General features: G+C 68.4%; 18 protein-coding genes. 7 read left to right on the forward strand and 11 right to left on the reverse strand.

Annotated elements, in window-relative coordinates:
- Positions 1 to 19: 19 nt before the first annotated feature.
- The gene (locus ACFYRU_RS25950) at positions 20 to 1333 is read right to left on the reverse strand and encodes an ABC transporter substrate-binding protein (RefSeq protein WP_387663163.1); all 1314 of its coding nucleotides are present in this window, start codon (positions 1331 to 1333) and stop codon (positions 20 to 22) included.
- A 215-nt stretch (positions 1334 to 1548) separates the two neighbouring features.
- Here ACFYRU_RS25950 and ACFYRU_RS25955 point away from each other — a divergent pair, with 215 nt between their 5' ends.
- From ACFYRU_RS25955 to ACFYRU_RS25965, 3 genes are read left to right on the forward strand one after another with little or no spacing between them, the layout of a single operon-like run.
- On the forward strand, positions 1549 to 1722 hold the full coding sequence (locus tag ACFYRU_RS25955; RefSeq protein ID WP_387663164.1) for a hypothetical protein: 174 nt from the start codon (positions 1549 to 1551) through the stop codon (positions 1720 to 1722).
- Between the two features lie 32 nt (positions 1723 to 1754).
- Positions 1755 to 2966, forward strand: coding sequence for a NosD domain-containing protein (locus ACFYRU_RS25960; protein WP_387663165.1), 1212 nt, complete (start codon positions 1755 to 1757; stop codon positions 2964 to 2966).
- A complete protein-coding gene (locus ACFYRU_RS25965) occupies positions 2963 to 4840 on the forward strand; it encodes a ricin-type beta-trefoil lectin domain protein (RefSeq protein WP_387663166.1) in 1878 nt (625 codons plus the stop codon). The genes ACFYRU_RS25960 and ACFYRU_RS25965 overlap by 4 nt, the downstream gene beginning before the upstream one ends.
- A gap of 51 nt (positions 4841 to 4891) precedes the next feature.
- Here ACFYRU_RS25965 and ACFYRU_RS25970 read toward each other — a convergent pair whose 3' ends face one another.
- Positions 4892 to 5986, reverse strand: coding sequence for an FAD-binding oxidoreductase (locus ACFYRU_RS25970; protein WP_387663167.1), 1095 nt, complete (start codon positions 5984 to 5986; stop codon positions 4892 to 4894).
- Between ACFYRU_RS25970 and ACFYRU_RS25975 the strand changes: the two genes are divergently transcribed.
- From ACFYRU_RS25975 to ACFYRU_RS25990, 4 genes are all read left to right on the forward strand, one after another.
- Positions 5981 to 6121, forward strand: coding sequence for a hypothetical protein (locus tag ACFYRU_RS25975; protein WP_387663168.1), 141 nt, complete (start codon positions 5981 to 5983; stop codon positions 6119 to 6121). The two genes, ACFYRU_RS25970 and ACFYRU_RS25975, sit on opposite strands and share 6 nt — an antisense overlap.
- A 40-nt stretch (positions 6122 to 6161) precedes the next feature.
- Complete coding sequence (locus tag ACFYRU_RS25980) at positions 6162 to 6869, forward strand: GntR family transcriptional regulator (RefSeq protein ID WP_387663169.1); 708 nt, start codon at positions 6162 to 6164, stop codon at positions 6867 to 6869.
- Between the two features lie 149 nt (positions 6870 to 7018).
- The gene (locus tag ACFYRU_RS25985; RefSeq protein ID WP_387663170.1) at positions 7019 to 8521 is read left to right on the forward strand and encodes an NCS1 family nucleobase:cation symporter-1; all 1503 of its coding nucleotides are present in this window, start codon (positions 7019 to 7021) and stop codon (positions 8519 to 8521) included.
- Positions 8521 to 9225, forward strand: coding sequence for an aspartate/glutamate racemase family protein (locus ACFYRU_RS25990; RefSeq protein WP_387663171.1), 705 nt, complete (start codon positions 8521 to 8523; stop codon positions 9223 to 9225). Before ACFYRU_RS25985 ends, ACFYRU_RS25990 begins: the two co-directional genes overlap by 1 nt.
- Positions 9226 to 9228: 3 nt before the next feature.
- Here ACFYRU_RS25990 and ACFYRU_RS25995 read toward each other — a convergent pair whose 3' ends face one another.
- The 9 genes from ACFYRU_RS25995 to ACFYRU_RS26035 form a co-directional block, all read right to left on the reverse strand.
- The gene (locus ACFYRU_RS25995; RefSeq protein WP_387663172.1) at positions 9229 to 10665 is read right to left on the reverse strand and encodes an aminopeptidase P family protein; all 1437 of its coding nucleotides are present in this window, start codon (positions 10663 to 10665) and stop codon (positions 9229 to 9231) included.
- 21 nt (positions 10666 to 10686) lie between these two features.
- Positions 10687 to 11115, reverse strand: a complete 429-nt coding sequence (gene panD, locus ACFYRU_RS26000; protein ID WP_387663173.1) for an aspartate 1-decarboxylase — start codon at positions 11113 to 11115, stop codon at positions 10687 to 10689.
- Positions 11116 to 11232: 117 nt separating this feature from the next.
- Complete coding sequence (locus ACFYRU_RS26005; RefSeq protein WP_387663174.1) at positions 11233 to 11784, reverse strand: RICIN domain-containing protein; 552 nt, start codon at positions 11782 to 11784, stop codon at positions 11233 to 11235.
- 100 nt (positions 11785 to 11884) lie between these two features.
- Positions 11885 to 12841, reverse strand: a complete 957-nt coding sequence (locus ACFYRU_RS26010) for a GNAT family N-acetyltransferase (protein WP_387663175.1) — start codon at positions 12839 to 12841, stop codon at positions 11885 to 11887.
- Positions 12819 to 15038, reverse strand: coding sequence for an MMPL family transporter (locus ACFYRU_RS26015; RefSeq protein ID WP_387663176.1), 2220 nt, complete (start codon positions 15036 to 15038; stop codon positions 12819 to 12821). The genes ACFYRU_RS26010 and ACFYRU_RS26015 overlap by 23 nt, the downstream gene beginning before the upstream one ends.
- Positions 15039 to 15119: 81 nt before the next feature.
- On the reverse strand, positions 15120 to 15800 hold the full coding sequence (locus ACFYRU_RS26020; protein WP_387663177.1) for a response regulator: 681 nt from the start codon (positions 15798 to 15800) through the stop codon (positions 15120 to 15122).
- Entirely contained in the window at positions 15703 to 16968 is a 1266-nt protein-coding gene (locus ACFYRU_RS26025) for a sensor histidine kinase (RefSeq protein WP_387663178.1), read from the reverse strand. The genes ACFYRU_RS26020 and ACFYRU_RS26025 overlap by 98 nt, the downstream gene beginning before the upstream one ends.
- A gap of 76 nt (positions 16969 to 17044) precedes the next feature.
- A complete protein-coding gene (locus tag ACFYRU_RS26030; protein WP_387663179.1) occupies positions 17045 to 18466 on the reverse strand; it encodes an FGGY family carbohydrate kinase in 1422 nt (473 codons plus the stop codon).
- Positions 18453 to 19850: a trehalose-6-phosphate synthase gene (locus tag ACFYRU_RS26035; protein WP_387666021.1), complete on the reverse strand. Its 1398-nt coding sequence runs from the start codon at positions 19848 to 19850 to the stop codon at positions 18453 to 18455. The genes ACFYRU_RS26030 and ACFYRU_RS26035 overlap by 14 nt, the downstream gene beginning before the upstream one ends.
- Positions 19851 to 19858 lie beyond the last annotated feature (8 nt).

Genomic DNA, 19858 nt, shown 5'->3' on the forward strand with positions numbered 1-19858 from the left:
GGGTGTCCTTCGGAGTCGGCTACTTCTCGATGGCTTCGATCTGGGTCTTCGCCTGTTTCAGCAGGGCCGCGTTGTCCGCGCCCTTCACGACGGCCTTCTGCAGCATCGGGGTCAGTACCGAGGTGACGATCTGCTGCCACTTCGGCGTCGCCGGCCGCGCGATCGTCGCGGGGGACTTGAGCGTCGTCAGGATGGCCGGGTAGTTCTCGTGCCCGGCGACACCGGCCTGCGACTCGAACGCCGAGATCCGCGAGACCAGGCCCAGCGACGTCTTGATCGACAGATCGTTGTGCTGGTAGGCGAACGCGATGAACTTCTTCGCCTCGGCCTGCTTACTGGTTGCCTTCGGCACCGACAGGTACCAGGCGCCGGGTACGCCGGCGATACCGCCCGGGCCGGCGATCATCGGGGCGACACCGATCTTGCCCAAGACCTTGGCGTTGGCCGGGGTCTGCGTGTACGCGTGGCCCCAGAACCGCATCATCGCGAGTTTCCCCTGGTAGAACAGGTTCTGTGCGCCGGCCCAGTCGAGCTGCGCGGCGCCCGGCGGCGCGTACGGCAACAGGCTCGTGTAGTAGTTCAGCGCTTCCAGGTGGTCGGCGTCGTCGATGGTCACGTTGCCGCTCTTCGGATCGAGCACCATCGTCTTCTCGCCGGTCTGCGAGACGGTGGCCAGCCACTCGGTCTCGACCGCACCCTTCACGTCGGTGCCGTACAGATCGGTCTGGCCGTCGCCGTTGGTGTCGCGGGTGAAGAACTCGGCCGCGTCCTTGTACTGCTTCCAGGTGGTCGGCGGTACGAGCGGGTACCCGTACTTCGCCTGGAAGGCCGCCTTCTCCTTGGGGCTGTCGAACAGGTCCTTGCGGTAGTAGAGGATCTCCGAGTTCGTCCAGACCGGCATGCCGACGTACGAACCGCCTACCTGTGCCTCGGTCACCAGGCCCGGGAACAGGTCGCGCTTGACGTCGTCGGTGAACTGGTCGTCGAGCGGCGACAGACCGGCCGAGAACGCGCTCAGCCAGATCGCGTCGAGGGCCGCGACGTCGAAGGACGCCTTCCCGGCGCCGAGCTCGGTCTGGATGCGGTCGTAGAGACCGTCGTACGGCAGTTCGACCAGGTCGACGGTCGTACCGGTCTGCTTCTGGTAGAGGTCGGCGATCGGCTGGAGTTCGGCCTTGCCACCGCCCTCGACCAGGACGGTGAGCTTGCCGGCCGTCCCCGCCGGGCTGCCGCCGCCGGCGCCGCACCCGGCCATCGCCAGGACCGCACTCGTCAGGACCGCGATACCGGCCGCCGCGGTCCGGAGACGACCGCCCGTGCTGCGAAGCTTCATACTCCGACTCCGTTCAAGGTGATTAAACGTTTTGGCAAAACGTCTTGGCTGCAGTGTTGGCCCGCTGGGGCCGGTCGGTCAACGCCAAACTTCCGCCAAACAGGTGCCAAAACTTTTGGCACCTGCGGCGACCTTGCCGCCGCCTGGCCGCGGTCCTACCTTCGGATCAATTCAGCTCTGCCAAAACCTTTTGGCAATCTCGAGAAGGAGCCGCCGTGAACTCCTCCACCCCTCCGTACGCACGCCTGTCGCGCCGGGCCCTGCTGACCGCCGCGGCCGCAGTGGGCGCCGCGGGCTACCTCCAGCTTCCGCGGACGCCGGCAGCCGCGGCCGTCGTCGTCGCCACCCCCGCGCCGCGGCCGCACAACACGCTCCTCGGCCTGCTCTGACCCTCCGCAGTTCACCGTACGAAAGGACGACCATGCCCTCGACGATCTACGACGTCACCACCTGGACCATCCCCAGCAGCCCGTCGACCACCGCGTACACCGACATCGGCGCGATCGTGAACAGCATCATCGCGGACATCAAGACGAACCAGCCGAACCAGGCCTCCAAGCCGGGCGCGGTGATCTACATCCCGCCGGGTGACTACTCGCTCAAGACCCGGATCGTGATCGACATCAGCTACCTGCAGATCAAGGGATCCGGCCACGGCTTCACGTCGTCGAGCATCCGCTACAACGCCGGCAACACCTCGGCCTGGCACGAGATCTGGCCGGGCGGCAGCCGGATCCGGGTCGAGAACACCGACGGGAACGCCGAGGCCATCCTGATCAGCCGCAGCGGCGACCCCCGGCTCAGCTCGATCGAACTGCTGGACTTCTGCCTGGACGGCGTCTCGTTCACGCCGAACCAGAACAGCTACCTCAACGGCAAGTACGGCATCCGGTCGACCACCGCCACCGACTCGCTGCGGATCCGCGGCCTGGGGATGATCTACCTCGAGCACGCGATCGTGATCACCGACGCCGACGCGCTGCACATCCAGGACAACTTCCTCTGCGAGAACGGCAACTGCGTCGAGCTGGTCAGCTCCGGACAGGCCAGCATGGTCAGCGGCAACATGATCGGGGCCGGCTACGTCGGCTTCTCGATCTTCGCCGAGAACCACTTCGGCCTGATCATCTCGGGCAACAACATCTTCCCCCGGGGCAAGAGCTCGGTGCACCTGAAGAACTCCACGAACAACAACATCAGCGCGAACCGCCTGCACGCCTTCTACCCGGGCATGATCCAGTGCGAAGGCGCCTGCCACAACAACCTGATCGGGTCGAACCACTTCCTCCGGGTGCCCGAATCGTTCCCCGCGATGACCGGCTTCAACAACGGTCTGGACGACCTGTTCGGCCTCGTACAACTCAACGGCAGCGGCAACACCGTGGTCGGCAACCACTTCTCGTACGACGTGCCGACCGCGAACATCACGCCGTCCGGAGCGACCCCGACGATGGTCCTGGTGAAGTCGGGGAGCAACAACTACGTAGCGACCAACCACACGGCCGCGAACGTCGCCGTCCACACGGTCGTCCTGGACGGATCGACCGTCAACACCAAGGTCCTGGACTGCGGTACGACCGCGGAGTTCCAGGCCCTGACCGGCGCGACGTACGGCTTCCGAGCCACGCCATGAGGCGGGTCGCCGCGTTCCTCGCCGCGGTCCTCGCCTTGACCGGGCTGACGGTGCTGCCGTCCGCGACGGCCGGCTCGCCGTCGGACTACCCCGAGTACCCGTACGCTTCCACCGACTACACCGAACCGTTCCGCGGGCAGTTCCACTTCAGCCCGCAGAACGGATTCATGAACGACATCAACGCCCCGCTGTACTACCGCGGCGTGTACCACCTCTTCTTCCAGCACAATCCCCACGGACTCGGCTGGGACGCGGCGGTGCACTGGGGACACGCGACGAGTACCGACCTGGTGCACTGGACGCAGCAACCCATCAGCCTCGAACCGGGCGTGCAGAACGCCACCCTGTGGTCGGGTTCCGGCTGGGTCGACGTGAACAACGTGACGGGTCTGAAGACCGGGTCCGACGACCCGATCCTGTTGTTCACCAACACCAACGGCGTGAGCATCGCGTACTCGACCGACGGGGCGAAGACCTTCCAGATGTACAACGGCGGCGCGAAGGTCATCACCGATCCGGTGGAGAGCCGCGACCCGAAGGTGCAATGGGACCCGCAGCACAACCGCTGGGAACTCGTCACGTTCCGGGCCGGAACCGGCGCCGCCTTCTACACCTCGACGAACCTGCTCGACTGGACGTACCGGGGCGCCTACTCGGCGAGCTGGTTCGTCGAGTGTCCCGACCTGTACCAGTTGCCGGTCGATGGGGACACCAACAACAAGAAATGGGTGCTCCAGGACGCCAGCGGCGAGTACGTGATCGGATCGCTGGACGCCAACGGACTGTTCGTCGCGGACTCGACGACCCAGCAACGGATGGAGTGGGGCGTGTCCGGCGCGGCGTTCCCGCCGTCCACCTGGTACGCGTCGCAGACCTTCAACCAGCTGCCGAACGGCCGGATCGTCCAGCTGGGCTGGCAGCCGAGCAACGCCGGCGTGACCTGGACCGGCAACGCGTCGTTTCCGGTCGAGCTCGGGCTGAAGACCTACTCCGACGGCATCCGGATCACCCGCAATCCGGTCAGCGAGATCTCGTCCATCCGGACGTCGACCCAGACCTGGGGATCCCGCACGATCACGACCGATCCGGCCACCGACCCGTTCACCGGGATCTCGGCCGACACCTACGAGATCAACGCACAGTTCGACCTGACCGGGGTGACGGCCTCGGAGTTCGGGTTCCGGTTGCACGTACGTGCGGACGGCTCGAGCGACCGCACGGTCGCGTACGCGGTCGGGGCGCAGACGCTGTACGGGGTGTCGATGCCACCGATCTCGAACCAGGTCACGATCCGGCTGCTGGTGGACCGCGGGCAGCTCGAGGTGTTCGGTAACGGCGGGAAGACCGTCGTCAGCGACAACGTCGCGTTCGACTCGGGGGCCGGCAGCCGCGGGATCCAGTTGTACGCGGCCGGTGGTGGGGTCACGTTGACGTCGCTGAGCTTCTCTCCGATCGGGTCGACCTGGACGCCCGCGCGCGCCGGTACCGCTCCGGCCGGCGGCATCGTCTCGACCACCCGGCAGGACATGTGTGTCGACCGTGATGTGGCCTCCGGCAAGGTTCAGTTGTGGACCTGCCTGGCGAACGCCAACCAGACCTGGAGCCTCGACGGTCTCGGCCAGCTCGAGACGGCGGGCGTCTGCATGGAGGTGCCGTCCGGGCAGACGGCGAACTTCACACTGGTCCGGGTCGCGACCTGCACGGGCGGCAGCAACCAGCACTGGCGACAGGGCAACTTCGGCAGCCTGATCAACCTGGCGTCCGGGCGCTGCCTCGACCTGCCCGACGCCGACTTCACCAACGGGCGTCAGTTGCAGATCTACGACTGCGTGGGAACCCGCAACCAGAGCTGGGTCGGCCCGGTCCAAACCTAAGGAGGACGGGCGGGCGGGCGGGTACCTGGTCGGGTGCCCGCCCGCTTGCGGTCAGATCTTCAGGGCCGTGCGGTTGAAGACGTTGGCCGGGTCGTAGGTTTGCTTGAGCTGGTGCAGGCGGGCGAGCTTTTCCTGGCTGTAGGCGCGGTGGACCGCGTTCGGGTCCTCGTCGGCGATCGTGTTGACGTAGGTGCCGCTGGTGTACGGCTCCAGCGCCGCGGCGTAGGTTCTGGTGGCGCTGATCCGGGGCTCGTCCTCGACGGGGTCGGTCCAGTCGTCGCCCGTGGTGAACTCGAACAGTGCATCGCGGTGGCTGTAGGCGGTGGCGGCGTCGGGTACGTCGGTGACGGCGCCGCCGTTGAGGGTGAGCCGCGCGCCCGGGTTGTTGTCCTGGGCAAGGAACGCGTCGATGGCCGCGTCCGGCAGCGCGCGCAGGTAGTGACCCTTGCAGTAGCGGCGGAGCGCGTGCCGCTCGGTGTCGTCGGACCGGGTCTGCAGGTCCAGGTAGCTGAGCTCGCTGATCCGCTGTTCGACCGGCCGCCCGATCGCCTGGTACGACGGGAGCAGCCGGAGCCCGTCCTCGATGTCACCGACCCACACGTAGCCGACGCTCGCGATCGGGCGGCCGTCGTCGGCGCGGCCGACCCGGGCGACCGGGGTTGCTTGGCGCGGTGCCTCGGCGCAGAGGTCCCGCCAGCGGCGCAGCGCCGTACCGGCTTGGTCCAGGTCGTAGTACAGGTCGACGGTCATTGCCTGGGTACCGACCGGATGCAGGCGGAACTCGAACTCGGTGACCACTCCGAACGATCCGCCGCCGCCGCGCAGGCCCCAGAAGAGGTCCGGGTGTTCGGAATCGGTCACGCGGAGGACGGCGCCGTCGGCAGTGACCAGTTGGTACGACGCCACGTTGTCGCAGGTCAGTCCGTACGCCCGGGCCAGCCAGCCGATGCCGCCGCCGAGCGTCAGTCCGCCGACGCCGGTGTGCGAGACGTTGCCGGCCGTGGTCGCCAGGCCGTACCGCTGGCTGGCGTTGTCGAGCGCGCCGAGCAGTGCGCCGCCGCCGGGGACCGTACGGTCGGCCTGCACGGCGCCACCGCCGCGCAGCAGGCGCTGGCCGCGGGACTCCTCGACGAGATCCAGGTGCACCTGGTGCCGGTGCTGCTCGGTGACGGCGTCCGGCTGTTCGACCTGCTCGGTGGACCGACGGTGAACCTGGCCCGCGACCGCGTCGTCGAGGCCGGCAGCGGCGTCACCCACCTGCGTTTTCGCGTCCTCCGGTAGTTCCTCGACACGCGGTTCGCCGGAGGCTTATCGTCCGGAGATGCGGAGACCGTCGGAGTTCACGTCGCGGCTGGTACGGACTGCGGCCCCGGCGGGGGAGATGCCGGCGGTCGAGAGCGATCTGCGGCACGCGATCCTGACCGGGGACCAGCCGCCCGGGACGTCGGTGCCGATCGACGAGGTGGCGGCGTTCTTCGGCGTCAGTGCGATCCCGGTGCGGGAGGCGCTGAAGACGCTGTTCGGGGAGGGGCTGGTCGAGCACCGCCCGCACGTCGGATACCGGGTCGCCAAGCTCACGTTCCTCGAGTTCCGCGAGTTGTACGACGTCCGCCAGGCGCTGGAGTCCGCGGCGCTGCGGGCGGCCGCCGTCAACGCGACAGCGGCCGACCACGAACGGATCCGCGCCGCCCACGCCGCGCTGGCCGGCGCCGATTCGTCCATGGACGACCGTACGTACGCCGCCGCGACCCGCCGGTTCCACTTCGCGCTGATCGAGCCGTCCGGGATGCACCGGCTGATCCGGATGTACGAGACCGCCTGGAACATCACCGAGCCGGCCCGGCCGATGGCGCGGGTGCCGGTGCACGAACGGGCCGGGTTCTACACCGACCACGAGCAGTTGGTGGCGGCGTACTTCGCCCGCGACACCGATGCGTTGCTGGCCGGGTCGGAGCAGCACTACGCCCACCTGAAGGCCGCGATCGCGGAGTTCGCCGACGACCCCGAGTGCTTCGCGGATCCGGCCTGACAACGTGGTTTTCCTATATTTGCAAGGGCAGATCATATATTTGAGCTGAATTCAGAATTATTCCTGGCTTCGCAAAACCCGCAGGTCTAGCTTTCCGTGCTACTCGGCCGCACGATCCCGCGTTGTGGCCCGGTCCGGAGGAGCACAGCATGGCGACCGAATCCCGCGTACCTGACGACCTCGTGCACGCGGCCGGCTATCCGGCGGCCCCCGTACCCCGCGATTACCATCCGAGGCTGACCAACCAGGACCTCGCGCCGCTGAAGGAGCAGACCTGGCGCAGCTACAACATCTTCGCGTTCTGGATGTCCGACGTGCACAGCGTCGGCGGGTACCTGACCGCGGGCAGCCTGTTCGCGCTCGGCCTGACCAGCTGGCAGGTGTTCGTCTGCCTGATCGCCGGGATCTGCATCGTGCAGTTCTTCTGCAACCTGGTCGCCAAACCGAGCCAGCAGGCCGGTGTTCCGTACCCGGTGATCAGCCGGGTCTCGTTCGGCGTCCTCGGCGCGAACATCCCGGCGATCATCCGCGGCCTGATCGCCGTCGCCTGGTACGGCGTGCAGACGTTCCTGGCCGCCGAGTCGCTGAACATCGTGTTCCTGAAGCTCTGGCCGGCGCTCGGTCCGTGGGCGGACGCGAAGGTGCACGGGTTCGCCGGGCTGTCGGTGCTCGGGTACGTGAGCTTCGCGATCCTGTGGGTCGCCCAGGCCGCGCTGTTCTGGCGCGGGATGGAGACGATCCGCAAGTTCATCGACCTGGCCGGTCCGGCCGTGTACGTGACGATGCTGCTGCTCTGCGGCTACCTGCTGGTCAAGTCGGACTTCCACATCGACCTCAACCTGTCCGGCCACAGCCTCACCGGCTGGGCCACGATCGGCACGATGCTCAGCGCGATCGCCCTGGTCGTGTCGTACTTCTCCGGCCCGATGCTGAACTTCGGCGACTTCGCCCGCTACGGCAACAGCTTCAAGAGCGTCCGGCGCGGCAACTTCTGGGGCCTGCCGGTCAACTTCGTCTTCTTCTCGCTGCTGACCGTGCTGACCGCCGGCGCGACGGTCCCGGTGTACGGCGAACTCCTGACCGACCCGATCAAGACCGTCGAGCGGATCGACAGCACCTTCGCGATCCTGCTCGGCGCGCTGACCTTCGTGACCGCGACCGTCGGCATCAACATCGTCGCGAACTTCATCTCGCCGGCCTTCGACTTCTCCCACGTCAGCCCGCAGAAGATCAGCTGGCGGATGGGCGGCATGATCGCGGCCGTCGGCTCGGTCCTGCTGACGCCGTGGAACTGGTACAACAACGACACCGCGATCCACTACACGCTGGGCATCCTCGGCGCGCTGATCGGCCCGCTGTTCGGCATCCTGATCGCGGACTTCTACCTGATCCGCAAGCAGAAACTCGTCGTCGACGACATGTTCACGCTGGACAAGGACGGCGCGTACCACTACCGCAAGGGCTACAACCCGGTCGCGATCCAGTCCGTGATCGCCGCCGGTGTCGTCTCGGTCGCCTCGGTGCTGGTCCCGCGCTGGATCGGCGAGGCGCTGTGGATCAGCGACTACAGCTGGTTCATCGGCTGCGGTGTCGGTTTCGCGATCTACACGGTCCTCGCCCGCCGCGCCGGGGTCGCCCAAGGGCAGGCATGATGCGGATCAAGGTGGTCAACCCCAACACCACCGCGTCGATGACGGCGCTGATCGGTGACTGCGCCCGGGCCGTCGCCGGTCCGGGGGTCACCGTCGACGCGGTGAACCCGGCACACGGACCGGCGTCGATCGAGAGCCACGCCGACGACGCGTACGCCGTACCCGGTCTGCTGCGGGAGATCGTCGACGGCGAGGCGGCCGGGTACGACGGGTACGTGATCGCGTGCTTCGGCGACCCCGGCCTGAAGGCGGCGCGGGAGCTCGCCCGCGGCCCGGTCGTCGGGATCGCCGAGGCCGGTATGCGTACGGCGGCGTATCTCGGCCGCGGGTTCAGCGTCGTCACCACCCTCGCCCGGACCGTTGGTCACGCCCACGACCTGGCCGAGGAGTACGGCCTGGGGCGGCAGTGCCTCGGGATCCACGCGTGCGAGATCCCCGTACTCGCACTGGAAACCGATCCGCACGCGCGGGCGAAGATCCTGCGTGCCTGCGAGGAAGCCCTTGCGCTGGACGGCTCCGACGCGATCGTGTTGGGTTGCGCCGGAATGGCCGACCTGTGCCACGACCTGTCGGCCGAGCTCGGGGTGAGCGTGATCGACGGTGTCGCGGCGGCGACCACGACGGTCGAGATGCTGGTACGGATGCGGCTGCGAACCGGCAAGCTCGGCGAGTTCGCGCCGCACCCCCGCTACCAGGACGCGTAGGACCTAGGAAGCCATCCAGTTCTGGATGCCGTCGACCGTGCGCGGCATGGCCTCGGAGAGGTTCTCCGGGGCCCCGTCGGTGATCAGGATGTCGTCCTCGATCCGGATGCCGATCCCGCGCAGGTCCTCGGGCACGGTCAGGTCGTCGGCCTGGAAGTACAGGCCGGGCTCGACGGTCAGGACGTGCCCGGGCTGGACAGGGCCCTTGCGGTAGTTCTCCTCGCGAGCCGCGGCGCAGTCGTGCACGTCGAGGCCGAGCATGTGGCTGACGCCGTGCAGGGTGTACCGCTGGTACAGGCGGCTTTCCGGGTCGAGGGCCTCCTCGGCCGAGACCGGCAGCAGCTCCATCGCGTCGAGCCCACGGACGATGACCTCCATCGCCGCCTCGTGTCCGGCGCGGAACGCCGCACCGGGGGTGAGCGCCGCGATGCCGGCGTTCTGCGCGTCGAGGACCAGTTGGTACAGGTCGCGCTGGCGCGGGGTGAACTCGCCGTTCACCGGGAGCGTGCGGGTGATGTCGGCCGTGTACAGCTGCCGGTTCTCCACGCCCATGTCGAGCAGCATCAGGGTGCCGTCGGTGACCGGGCCGTCGTTCTCGATCCAGTGCAGCGTGGTCGCGTGCGGACCCGCCGCGGCGATCGACGTGTAGCCGACGTCGTTCCCCTCGGCGCGCGCCCGCCGCCAGAACGTGCCCTCGATCCAGCGTTCGCCGTACTGCCGGACCTTGTCCATCTCGGCGAGTACGTCGGAGAAGCCGCGGTGCGTGATCGCGACCGCGTCCCGGAGCTGGTCGAGCTCGTACGCGTCCTTGACCAGCCGCAGCTCCGACAGCACCGCGGCCAGCTCGTTGTCGTTCAGGTCGTCGGTGCGCGCGCCGGTCAGCAGCGCGGCGATCGAGGAGTCCTCGGTGCGCCGGACCCGGGTCGGTACGTCACCCTGCAACGCGTCGGCCAGCTGGTCGACGTGCCGGGTCTCGATCCCGAACTCCTTCGCGGTCTCGGTCAGCGACGGCCGGCGGCCGGCCCAGAGTTCGCCGTACATCCGGTCGCGCCAGAACTCCTCGCCCTGGGCGCGGTCGGCGCGCGGGCGGAAGTACAGCACGGAGTCGTGGCCGGTGGTGCCGTTCGGCTCGAGTACGAGGACCGCGTCCGAGGTCTGGTCGCCGGTCAGCCACACGTAGTCGGTGTGCGGCCGGAAGACGTAGTCGGTGTCGTTCGAACGGACCTTGTAGGTGCCGGCCGGGACCACCAGCCGCTCGCCGGGGAACGCCTGCGAGAGGGCGTCGCGGCGCTTGGCCGCCCACACGCCGACGTCGGCCAGTGACAGATCGTGCCGCTCGGAGTCGGCCCATCCCGAGTTCATGAACGCGCGCAGCTTCGGGCTCGGCTCGTTGTCGTGCGACGCGGTCTTCGGCGCGGCTGCTTCGACGTTCTCGGTCATCCTCGACCAGTCCTCATCTCGCTACGGGTGCAGTTGGTCCCCACGTAGCGTGCTGCTGCCTGTACCGGTGTTCGGCAGGGCCTCCGCGGGGTCGGAGCCGATGCGGGTGATCGCATTGTGCTCGTCCACGAAGACTACGCTCGGCTCGAAAACCTTGGCCTCGGCGGTGTCGAACGTCCCGTACGCGATCAGGATCACCAGGTCGCCCGGATGGATCAGGTGCGCCGCGGCTCCGTTGATCCCGACGATGCCGGTCCCGCGCGGTCCCTCGATCAGGTACGTCGACAGCCGCTGCCCGTTGGTGATGTCGACGATGTCGACCTTCTCACCCGGCAGCAGGTCCGCCGCGTCCATCAGGTCCGCGTCCAGCGTGCACGACCCGACGTAGTCCAGGTCCGCCTGCGTCACGGTCGCCCGGTGCACCTTCGACTTCATCATCTCGCGCCACATGCGGGCCATACTCCAGTCCGATCGGGGCCGCTGTCAGTGGCCCCGATCACCAGACACGAGAAAGGTAGGGCCTCGCAAGCCCGTAGCTTGCGAGGCCCTACCGGTCGGAGCCGGGCGTCAGTAGACGCCGGTCACATCTGGCCGAGCGTAGAACTGCTGGTTCGTTCCCCCCCAACACGTGTACTGCCAAACGCGGGCGCCCCTCCTCGTGTAAGCGCCTTCGACATCCATGCATTTGCCGGACCAGAGATTGACCAGTGAGAAGGTGTTGGTCTCGATCTGCCGGTACTGCCAGATTTGCGGAGAGGTGATCTGGCAGGGTCGCTGTGCAACGCGCGCGTCGTCCGCCGTGGTGAACGATTCCAGGCTCAGGCATTTGCCGGTCGCATAGACCTGAATCTGATACCCAGCGCCCGGAATGGTGATGAACCTGAATTGGCCGTAGGTGTCCGTTGAGACGCAGTCATCCTGGATCGCGCGGTTCCCGTCGGTGTAGCCGTTCGGGATGATGTGCAGACAACGGTTGCTGTGCACGAACTGAAGTGGCAGGAAGTAGGGGTTGTCTGCGGCCTGCGCGGTCCCGGTTCCCACTGCAAAGATCGCCGCTACTGCAGCGGCCAGGGCTGCGCCGAGTGCCCCAATTCGTATCTTCAGCCTTACGTACTTCATTGCGTCCCCCAATGTGAGATCTTTTCGCTTCACTGACTCGGTGGCTTCGACCGAGCTGCCCAGAAGCTATCGGGGCGTGCTGAAATGGCGCTGGTGCGATTTACAGCAGCAGGCGGTATGTGACCCACGTGTTCTCCAGCTCGAAGCCGAGCCCCTCGTACAGCTGTAATGCTCCGTCCGGCCTATCGGCGTCCACCCTCAGATGGGCACAGTGGTAGCCGGCCTTGGCAGCTTCGGACAACACCTTCGCCAGTGCGGCTCGTGCGAGGCCAGAGCCCCGGTGCGAGTGTCGGGTGCCCAGCTGACCGATGATGAGTTCACGGTGCCCGGGTTCGGACTCCCGTTCGTAGCCGAGAACGTAAGAGGCGATCTGCTTGCCATCCATGACCAAGTAGGAGGATGCGCCGCGGAACGTGGGGACGCCGGTAATGCTGCTGGTCCAGCTCTCGGCGTCTTCAGGCGTGGCACCCCAATGGTCGACGACCAACTCGTTGTGCGTCCGTCGGAGTGCCTCATCCAGCGTGGGTTCGAATGGCACCAGCTGAAACCGGTCCTGGAGAGGCGCCTGCGGGATTGCGCCGCCGAACGTGACTCTCAGGTCGAACAGGTATCTGCATTCCTCGAAACCCAGACCGAGCAACAGCTCTGCGGCACCGCCGCTTGAAGTGATCGATGTCGTGGTCACCTCGCCCGGAACGTCGGGATACCGTGCGGTGTGTATCTCACGGGCGCGTCCGACTAGCCATCGCATCAAGGCGGTCCCGATCCCTTGACGACGAAAGCCTGGACGCACGGCTCCCTTGATCTCGACCCTGTCGACATCGACCACCGAGGGTTCGGATCGCACGGTCCCGAAGCCGATCATGAGATCGTCTGTCCACAGGGCCGTCGGCTCGAGCCCAGGGTCAGCCAGCTCGTCGATCAGCCCGTCCAAGCCATCGATGGCTCGTTCGCCATCCGCTCTCCTGCCGGCGGCTATCAGCTCCGCCCACGCATATGCATCCTCTTTGTCCAGTGGGCGAGCCTCGACGCCTTCAGGCCAGATCGCGGAGTTCACCGCGCGAAAGTACAGAGCCACCCTGAAGCGGCCCTGAAGCTGACGTTGGTGCGGATGGGTGGCGGAGCGAGTCGCCCTCCACGTCGACGTTCGGGAGCAGCCGGTCCAGCCAGCGGGGGAGGTACCAGGCGCGGCGGCCGAGCAGCGCCATCACCGCCGGTACGACGGTCATCCGTACGACGAACGCGTCCAGCAGTACGGCCAGCGCCAGGCCGAAGCCCATCTCGCGGATCAGCGTCTGGCCCGACATGATGAAGCCGGAGAAGACCGCGGTCATGATCACCGCCGCAGCGGTGACGACCCGAGCGCCGTGGGAGAACCCGTCGACGACGGCCGCCTGTGGCGCCGCCCCGTGCGCGTGTTCCTCACGCATCCGGGTCACCAGGAAGATCTGGTAGTCCATCGCGAGGCCGAAGACCACGCCGATCAGGAAGATCGGCAGCATGCTGATCACCGGCCCGGTCTGCCCCTCGATCCCGAACAGCCCGGCGAGCCAGCCCCACTGGAACACCGCGACCAGCGCACCGAACGTCGCCGCCACGGTGAGCAGGAATCCGAGCGTCGCCTTCAACGGCACCAGGATCGAGCGGAACACCAGCATCAGCAGCAGGAGCGCCAGTCCGACGATCAGCGTCAGGTACGGCACCAGCGCGTCGCCGAGCTTGTTCGAGATGTCGATGCTGACCGCCGTCGCCCCGGTGACCGCGACCTCGGCCTGGTCGTGTTCGGGCAACGACCGGATCGCCTTCACCAGGTCCTTCGTTTCCTGCGAGCTCGGGCCGCTCGCCGGGATCACGGTCAGCATTGCGGTGTTCCCTTCCGGGTTGAAGACCGGCGGGCTCACCCTCGTGACGTCCGGCAGGGCACGGACGGCCGCTACGGTCGCCGCGGTCGCTGACCGCGGATCGGTGGCAGCGCCGGCGTCGACGACGACCAGCAGCGGGCCGTTGAAGCCGGGGCCGAAGCCCTCGGAGAGCATGTCGTACGCCTTGCGCTGGGTGGAATCGGGAGCCGCCGTGCTGTCGTCCCCGAGCCCGAGTTCGAGATCGGTCGCAGGGATCGCGAGCGCGCCGAGGCCGACCACGGTGACGAGCAGTACGGCCAGCGGGCGCCGGGTGACGAAGCGCACCCACCGCCGGCCCGCCGTCGGCCGGTCCGCGGCCTCCGGGTCGCCGCCGCGCAGGCCGGGGATCCGGCCGCCGAGGACCCGGCGCCCGGCGAACCCGAGCAGCGCCGGCAGCAGCGTGATCGCGATCGCGACCGCGATGACCACGGTGAACGCTCCCGCCAGGCCCATCTGGGTCAGGAACGGGATGTCGACCACGAACAGTCCGGCCAGCGCGATCACCACGGTCAGGCCGGCGAAGACGACGGCCGATCCCGCCGTACCGACCGCGCGGCCGGCCGCCTCCTCCGGTTCCAGGCCGGTGTTCAGCTCGTGCCGGTACCGCGACATGATGAACAGCGCGTAGTCGATCGAGACCGCGAGGCCGATCATCAGCGCGAGGATCGGCGTACCGGAGCCGAGGTCGACGAAACCGCTGGCCGTCGAGATCGCGGTGACCCCGATGCCGACGCCGATGATTGCCGACAGCAACGGGAGCCCGGCGGCGACCAGCGAGCCGAAGGTGATCAGCAGGACGACCGCGGCCACACCGATGCCGATCACCTCGGTCAGCTGCTGCTCGCCGCCCTCCTTCAGCGCCTCACCGCCGTACTCGACCGTGAGGCCGGCCGCGCGCGCCGGTTCGACCGCGGAGGTGATGGCCTCGCGGGCTTCGGGGGTCACGTCGGCCGCCCGGACCTTGTACGTCACCTGCGCGTACGCCGTGCGGCCGTCGGGTGAGACCGCCTTGGACTTGAACGGGTCCAGCACCCGGTCGACCTGTGGCGCGGCCTCGATCCGGTCCAGGGTCTGCCGGAGTCCTGGGGTGTTCTCGGTGAGCTTCTGCCCGGCGGGGGCCTGGAAGACGATCCGTGCCGTCGCCCCGTCCGCCCCGGCCTTCGGGAAGCGTTCGTTCAGCAGGTCCGCGGCGCGTTGCGACTCGGTGCCGGGGATGGAGAAGCCGTTCGCGGTCGGACCGGAGAGCGTGACGGCGCCGACGACGCCCGCGCCGAGGAGCGCGAGCCAGATCAGGACGACGAGCCGTCGCCGCCGGAACGCGAAGCGGCCGAGCCGGTAGAGATACGTAGCCATACCGCCGATGCTCCCGGCGGGCCGTCGTCGCGCGCGTCCGCCGGGTGCGGGCTTCTGGCCGTACCGCGTTTGCTGTACGGGCTACTGCGACTGCGGTATGCCGGGGCGGATGAGGCCGGTCTGGTACGCGAGCACGACCAGCTGGGCGCGGTCGCGGCAGTCGAGCTTCATCATGGCGCGGTTGACGTGGGTCTTCGCGGTGGACGGGGACAGCACCAGGCGTTCGGCGATCTCGTCGTTGGACAGACCGAGGGCGACCAGGCCGACGATCTCGCGTTCGCGGTCGGTGAGGACGTCGAGGACCGTCGGGCCGAGGGGCTTGCCCGGGGTGGGCTCGGCGAGGAAGCGGTTGATCAGGCCGCGGACCGCCTTCGGGGACAGCAGGGCGTCACCGCGGGCGACGACGCGGATGGCGTCGATCAGTTCGGCCGGTTCGACGCTCTTGCCGAGGAAGCCGCTGGCGCCGGCGCGGATCGCGTCGAACACGTACTCGTCCACCTCGAACGTGGTCAGGATCAGGACCTTCACGCCGGCCAGCGCCTCGTCGGCGGTGATGGTCCGGGTCGCCGCGAGGCCGTCGACCTCGGGCATCCTGATGTCCATCAGCACGACGTCGGCCCGTTCGCTGCGGGCCAGCTCGACCGCCTCGCGCCCGTTCGACGCCTCAGCCACCACCTGCAGGTCCGGCGCCGAGCCGATCAGCACCCGGAACCCGCTCCGGATCAACGTCTGGTCGTCGGCCAGCAACACCCTGATCGTCACCCACAACTCCCGTCTCCAAAGGCAAAACTGCACGAACAGCAAACCCACCGGCAGCATCCGGCCCGGCTTGCAAGACCCCGCCTACGGCGGCAACCCGCTCCCGCATCCCCACCAGTCCGTGCCCCGACCGGAGCTGCGTGGCTCCGGGCAATCCGGCGGGAGTGGTTGGGGCGGAGTTGGTGATTGTGAGGGTGAGGGTGGTGGGGGTGCGGGTGATGGTCAGGTGGGCGGTGGCGGTGGGGGCGTGTTTCAGGACGTTGGTGAGGGACTCCTGGATGACGCGGTAGGCCGTCAGTTCTACGACGTCGGGGAGAGGGCCCAGTGATGGCGGTGGGGTCCAATGGACGTCTACCCCGGCTGCGGTGAAGGTACTGACCAGGGTGTCCAGCTGCTGTAGGGAGGGGGCGGGGGCGGTCGGCATGGGAGTGCCTGAGCGGCGTAGGACGCCCAGGAGGACCGTGAGTTCCTGGAGTACGGTCCGGCCGCCGGAGCGGACCAGGGCCAGAGCCTCTTCGGCCTGGTCAGGCTGGGAACGCAGTACGTGAGCCGCAACCCCGGACTGGACGTTCATCAGCGCGATGTGGTGAGCGATGACGTCGTGCAGCTCGTGGGCAATCCGCATGCGCTCTTCCATCACCCGCCGTTCGGCCTCCTCCTCACGGGACTGTTCCGCATGGACAGCGCGCTCCTCCAGCTCCTGCAGGTATGCCCTCCGGTACTGCGCCGCCTCCCCGATCGCCGCGCCGCACAGTACGAGCAGCCCGTTCACCAGGTTCGCGAACAGCTCACCGTCGGTGTAGACCGCCGCCGCAACCACGGTCACCGCCATCACAGCGACGATCGCCACGGCCCTGGTCCGCCGTTCCGTCCGCTGCACCAGGGTGTACGCCGCGCACGCCATGAACAGCCCGATCGGGCTCTTGGCCTGCTGGGTGATCGTGTACGTGACCCCGACCGCGGTGGTGAGCGCCAACGCCAGCACCGGAAACCGCCGCCGCAGCAGCATGAACAGGGCCCCAGCGATGATCAGCGACGTTCCGGACACCGTCAACGACTGCCTGTTCTGACGGTGGCTCAGCAGGATCCCGTTCAGCATCAGGATCGCGAAGGCGAGCACGACGTCGTACACCAACGGGTGCACCCGCACGTACCGCCACCGCGCGTCCATACCGCTCACAGTACGTGGTCACCGAGACGCCCGCGTCGTCTTCCGGCCGTATCCGCCGACTACCGCGAACGCAGTACTAGATAGCCGACGCCTGCACAGCCAGCTCGCGGAGGGCCTCGTAGCGTTCACGGAGTGCAGCGACTCGGGCTACGTCCTCGGGGACCGGTGTGAGGTGCTCGCCGCCGGGCTCTGGGGAGAGGCCGAGGGCGACAGCCGCCGCACCGCGGGCGCCGACCTCTGGCTCGGCGCAGACCGTCGTCGGCCGGGCGAACGTCGCCGTCAGGCAGCGGCGCCACCACTCGGAAGCGTCGATCCCGCCGCCGCCCAGTACGACGTCCAGCTGCCGGTCGAACAGCGCGTCGAGCTGACGCAGCCCACGGTCGATCTCCAGCGACGCGCCCTGGAGCGCGGCCGCGAGCAGGTCGGCGGAGCTGTCGTCGAACGAGAGCCCGAAGTACACCCCGGAGCCGCCCGGCACGTTCGCCGGCGGCCGGGTGCCGGCCATGAACGGGATCGCGATCGCATGCGTCCCGCCGAGCTCGACGCCGAGCGGTTCGTCGGACTCGAGTCGCAGTACGCCGGTCAGCCAGGCGTGCAGGTTTCCGGCGGCCGAGAACGCCACGCCGGTCACCGCGCGCTTGTCGTCGACCCGGTACCGCCACAGCTCCCACGGCAGCTCCGGCGCGTTCTCGATCGGGTGGACGACCCGTACGGCGGCCGACGTACCGACCGTCACCGCTGCCGTGTCCACGTCGTACCCGCCGGTGCCGACGTTCGAGGCGGCGCCGTCGCCGGTCGGCGGATGCACCGGTACGCCGACCAGCCCGGGCCAGCGGCGTTCGTACTCCTTCGACAGCCGGCCGGTCCACCCGGTCGGCACGATCGGCGGCAGCCGGTCCGCGGTCACGCCCGCGATCTCCAGCGCCTCGGCGTCGTACGCGCCCGTCGTCAGGTCCAGCGTCCCGGTCCCGGAGGCGACCGACACCGACGTCACCCGCTCGCCGGTCAGCCGCTCCAGTACGAGGTCGGGCAGACCGGCGAAGGCGGCCGGCGAGTCGGGGGCGAGCAGCCAGGGGATCCGCCGGGTCCAGTACAACCGGTGCAGCCACGTGCCGGTCCGGGCGTGGAACGCCTGCTCGTCGAACGATGGACCGAGGCCGAGGTCCACCGAACGCGTGTCCGCCCAGGTGATCACCGGCGTCCGTGCGGCCCCTTTGTTGTCCAGGGCAACGATCGAGTGCCACTGCGAGGACAGCACGATCGAGCCGATCCGATCGAGGTGCCCGTTCTGCTCGAGCTCGTCCAGGCAGCCGAGCAGGCCCTCGACGTACTCGTGCAGATCGAGAGTCGCGGAGCCGTCGTGACCGTACGTCGGGGAGATCTTGTGCCGGGCGAGGGCCCCGGGGATCGGCGCGGCGTCCTCCTCGTGCAGAACGAGTGCCCGCGCGGACGACGTACCGAGGTCGAGAGCGAGTACCCGCCCGTCAGTCCTCGTCATGCAGGGCCTTGAGGAAGGTCTGGGCCCAGACGTTCACGTCGTGCGCCGCGAGGTGCTTGCGCATCGCCTTCATCCGCCGGCCGAGCTGCCGTTCGTCGGTGTTCATCGCGTCGACAATCGTGTCCTTCATCCCGTTGATGTCGTGCGGGTTCACCAGGAACGCCTGCCGGAACTCGTCCGCCGCCCCGGCGAACTCGCTCAGTACCAGCGCCCCGGTGTCGTCGTACCGCGTCGACACGTACTCCTTCGCCACCAGGTTCATACCGTCCCGCAACGGTGTCACGACCGCAACGTCCGCGGCCCGGAACAACGCGGCCATCTCGGTCCGCGAGTACGACGTGTGCAGGTAGTTGATCGCCGGCGTACCGATCCGGCCGTGCTCGCCATTGATCCGGCCGACCAGCAGCTCGATCTCGTCGCGGAGCACCCGGTACTGCTCGACCCGCTCCCGCGACGGCGTCGCGACCTGGATGAAGACCGCGTCGTCGACCGAGATCCGCTTCTCGTCGAGCAGCTCGCCGAACGCCCGCAGCCGCTGCCGGATGCCCTTGGTGTAGTCGAGCCGGTCGACGCCGAGCAGGATGTGCGTCGGGTTGCCGACCTCCTCGCGCATCTCGGCGGCCCGGGCGGTGGTCTCCGGCTGCCGGGCGATGTGCTCGAGCTCGTTCACGTCGATCGAGATCGGGAACGCCTTGGCGCGGACGATCCGGTCGTCGGGCAGGTGGATCCGGTCGCCGCGGGTACGCAGGCCCATCCGGTTGCGGGCCAGCCGGGCGAAGTTCGACGCCGCGCCGGGCCGCTGGAACCCGACCAGGTCGGCGCCCATCAGCCCGTCCAGGATCTGCCGCCGCCAGGGCATCTGCGCGAACAGCTCGGTCGGCGGGAACGGGATGTGCAGGAAGAACCCGATCCGTACGTCCGGACGCATCCGCCGCAGCATCGCCGGAACGAGCTGCAGCTGGTAGTCGTGCACCCAGACGTCGGCGTTGTCGTCGGCGGCCTCGGCGGCGGCCTCCGCGAACCGGCGGTTCACCGCGACGTACGACTCCCACCACTCGCGGTGGAACTCCGGGGCCACGATCACGTCGTGGTACAGCGGCCACAGCGTCGCGTTGGAGAAGCCCTCGTAGTACAGCTGGACGTCCTCGGCGCTGAGCATCACCGGGACCAGGTGCATCCCGTCGTTGTCGAACGGGTCCAGCTTCTCGTCGGGGCTGCCGGTCCAGCCGATCCAGGCCCCGTGGTGGCCCTGCATCACCGGTGCCAGCGCGGTCACGAGTCCGCCGGGGCTGCGGCGCCACGCCGTACTGCCGTCGGGCATCTCGATCCGGTCGACCGGCAGCCGGTTGGCCACCACTACGAAGGAACTCCTACCGTTCGGCATCTTCAGCG

The organism is Kribbella sp. NPDC004536, assembly GCF_042873835.1.
Classification (GTDB): Bacteria; Actinomycetota; Actinomycetes; order Propionibacteriales; family Kribbellaceae; genus Kribbella.

What these genes read in the sequence shown, in the direction of transcription:
- ACFYRU_RS25950 (WP_387663163.1), bottom strand. Translation starts at nt 1,333, where the DNA reads ATGAAGCTTCGCAGCACGGGCGGTCGTCTCCGGACCGCGGCGGCCGGT.
- ACFYRU_RS25960 (WP_387663165.1), top strand. Translation starts at nt 1,755, where the DNA reads ATGCCCTCGACGATCTACGACGTCACCACCTGGACCATCCCCAGCAGC.
- ACFYRU_RS25965 (WP_387663166.1), top strand. Translation starts at nt 2,963, where the DNA reads ATGAGGCGGGTCGCCGCGTTCCTCGCCGCGGTCCTCGCCTTGACCGGG.
- ACFYRU_RS25980 (WP_387663169.1), top strand. Translation starts at nt 6,162, where the DNA reads ATGCGGAGACCGTCGGAGTTCACGTCGCGGCTGGTACGGACTGCGGCC.
- ACFYRU_RS25985 (WP_387663170.1), top strand. Translation starts at nt 7,019, where the DNA reads ATGGCGACCGAATCCCGCGTACCTGACGACCTCGTGCACGCGGCCGGC.
- ACFYRU_RS25990 (WP_387663171.1), top strand. Translation starts at nt 8,521, where the DNA reads ATGCGGATCAAGGTGGTCAACCCCAACACCACCGCGTCGATGACGGCG.
- ACFYRU_RS25995 (WP_387663172.1), bottom strand. Translation starts at nt 10,665, where the DNA reads ATGACCGAGAACGTCGAAGCAGCCGCGCCGAAGACCGCGTCGCACGAC.
- panD (WP_387663173.1), bottom strand. Translation starts at nt 11,115, where the DNA reads ATGTGGCGCGAGATGATGAAGTCGAAGGTGCACCGGGCGACCGTGACG.
- ACFYRU_RS26005 (WP_387663174.1), bottom strand. Translation starts at nt 11,784, where the DNA reads ATGAAGTACGTAAGGCTGAAGATACGAATTGGGGCACTCGGCGCAGCC.
- ACFYRU_RS26015 (WP_387663176.1), bottom strand. Translation starts at nt 15,038, where the DNA reads ATGGCTACGTATCTCTACCGGCTCGGCCGCTTCGCGTTCCGGCGGCGA.
- ACFYRU_RS26025 (WP_387663178.1), bottom strand. Translation starts at nt 16,968, where the DNA reads ATGGACGCGCGGTGGCGGTACGTGCGGGTGCACCCGTTGGTGTACGAC.
- ACFYRU_RS26030 (WP_387663179.1), bottom strand. Translation starts at nt 18,466, where the DNA reads ATGACGAGGACTGACGGGCGGGTACTCGCTCTCGACCTCGGTACGTCG.
- ACFYRU_RS26035 (WP_387666021.1), bottom strand. Translation starts at nt 19,850, where the DNA reads ATGCCGAACGGTAGGAGTTCCTTCGTAGTGGTGGCCAACCGGCTGCCG.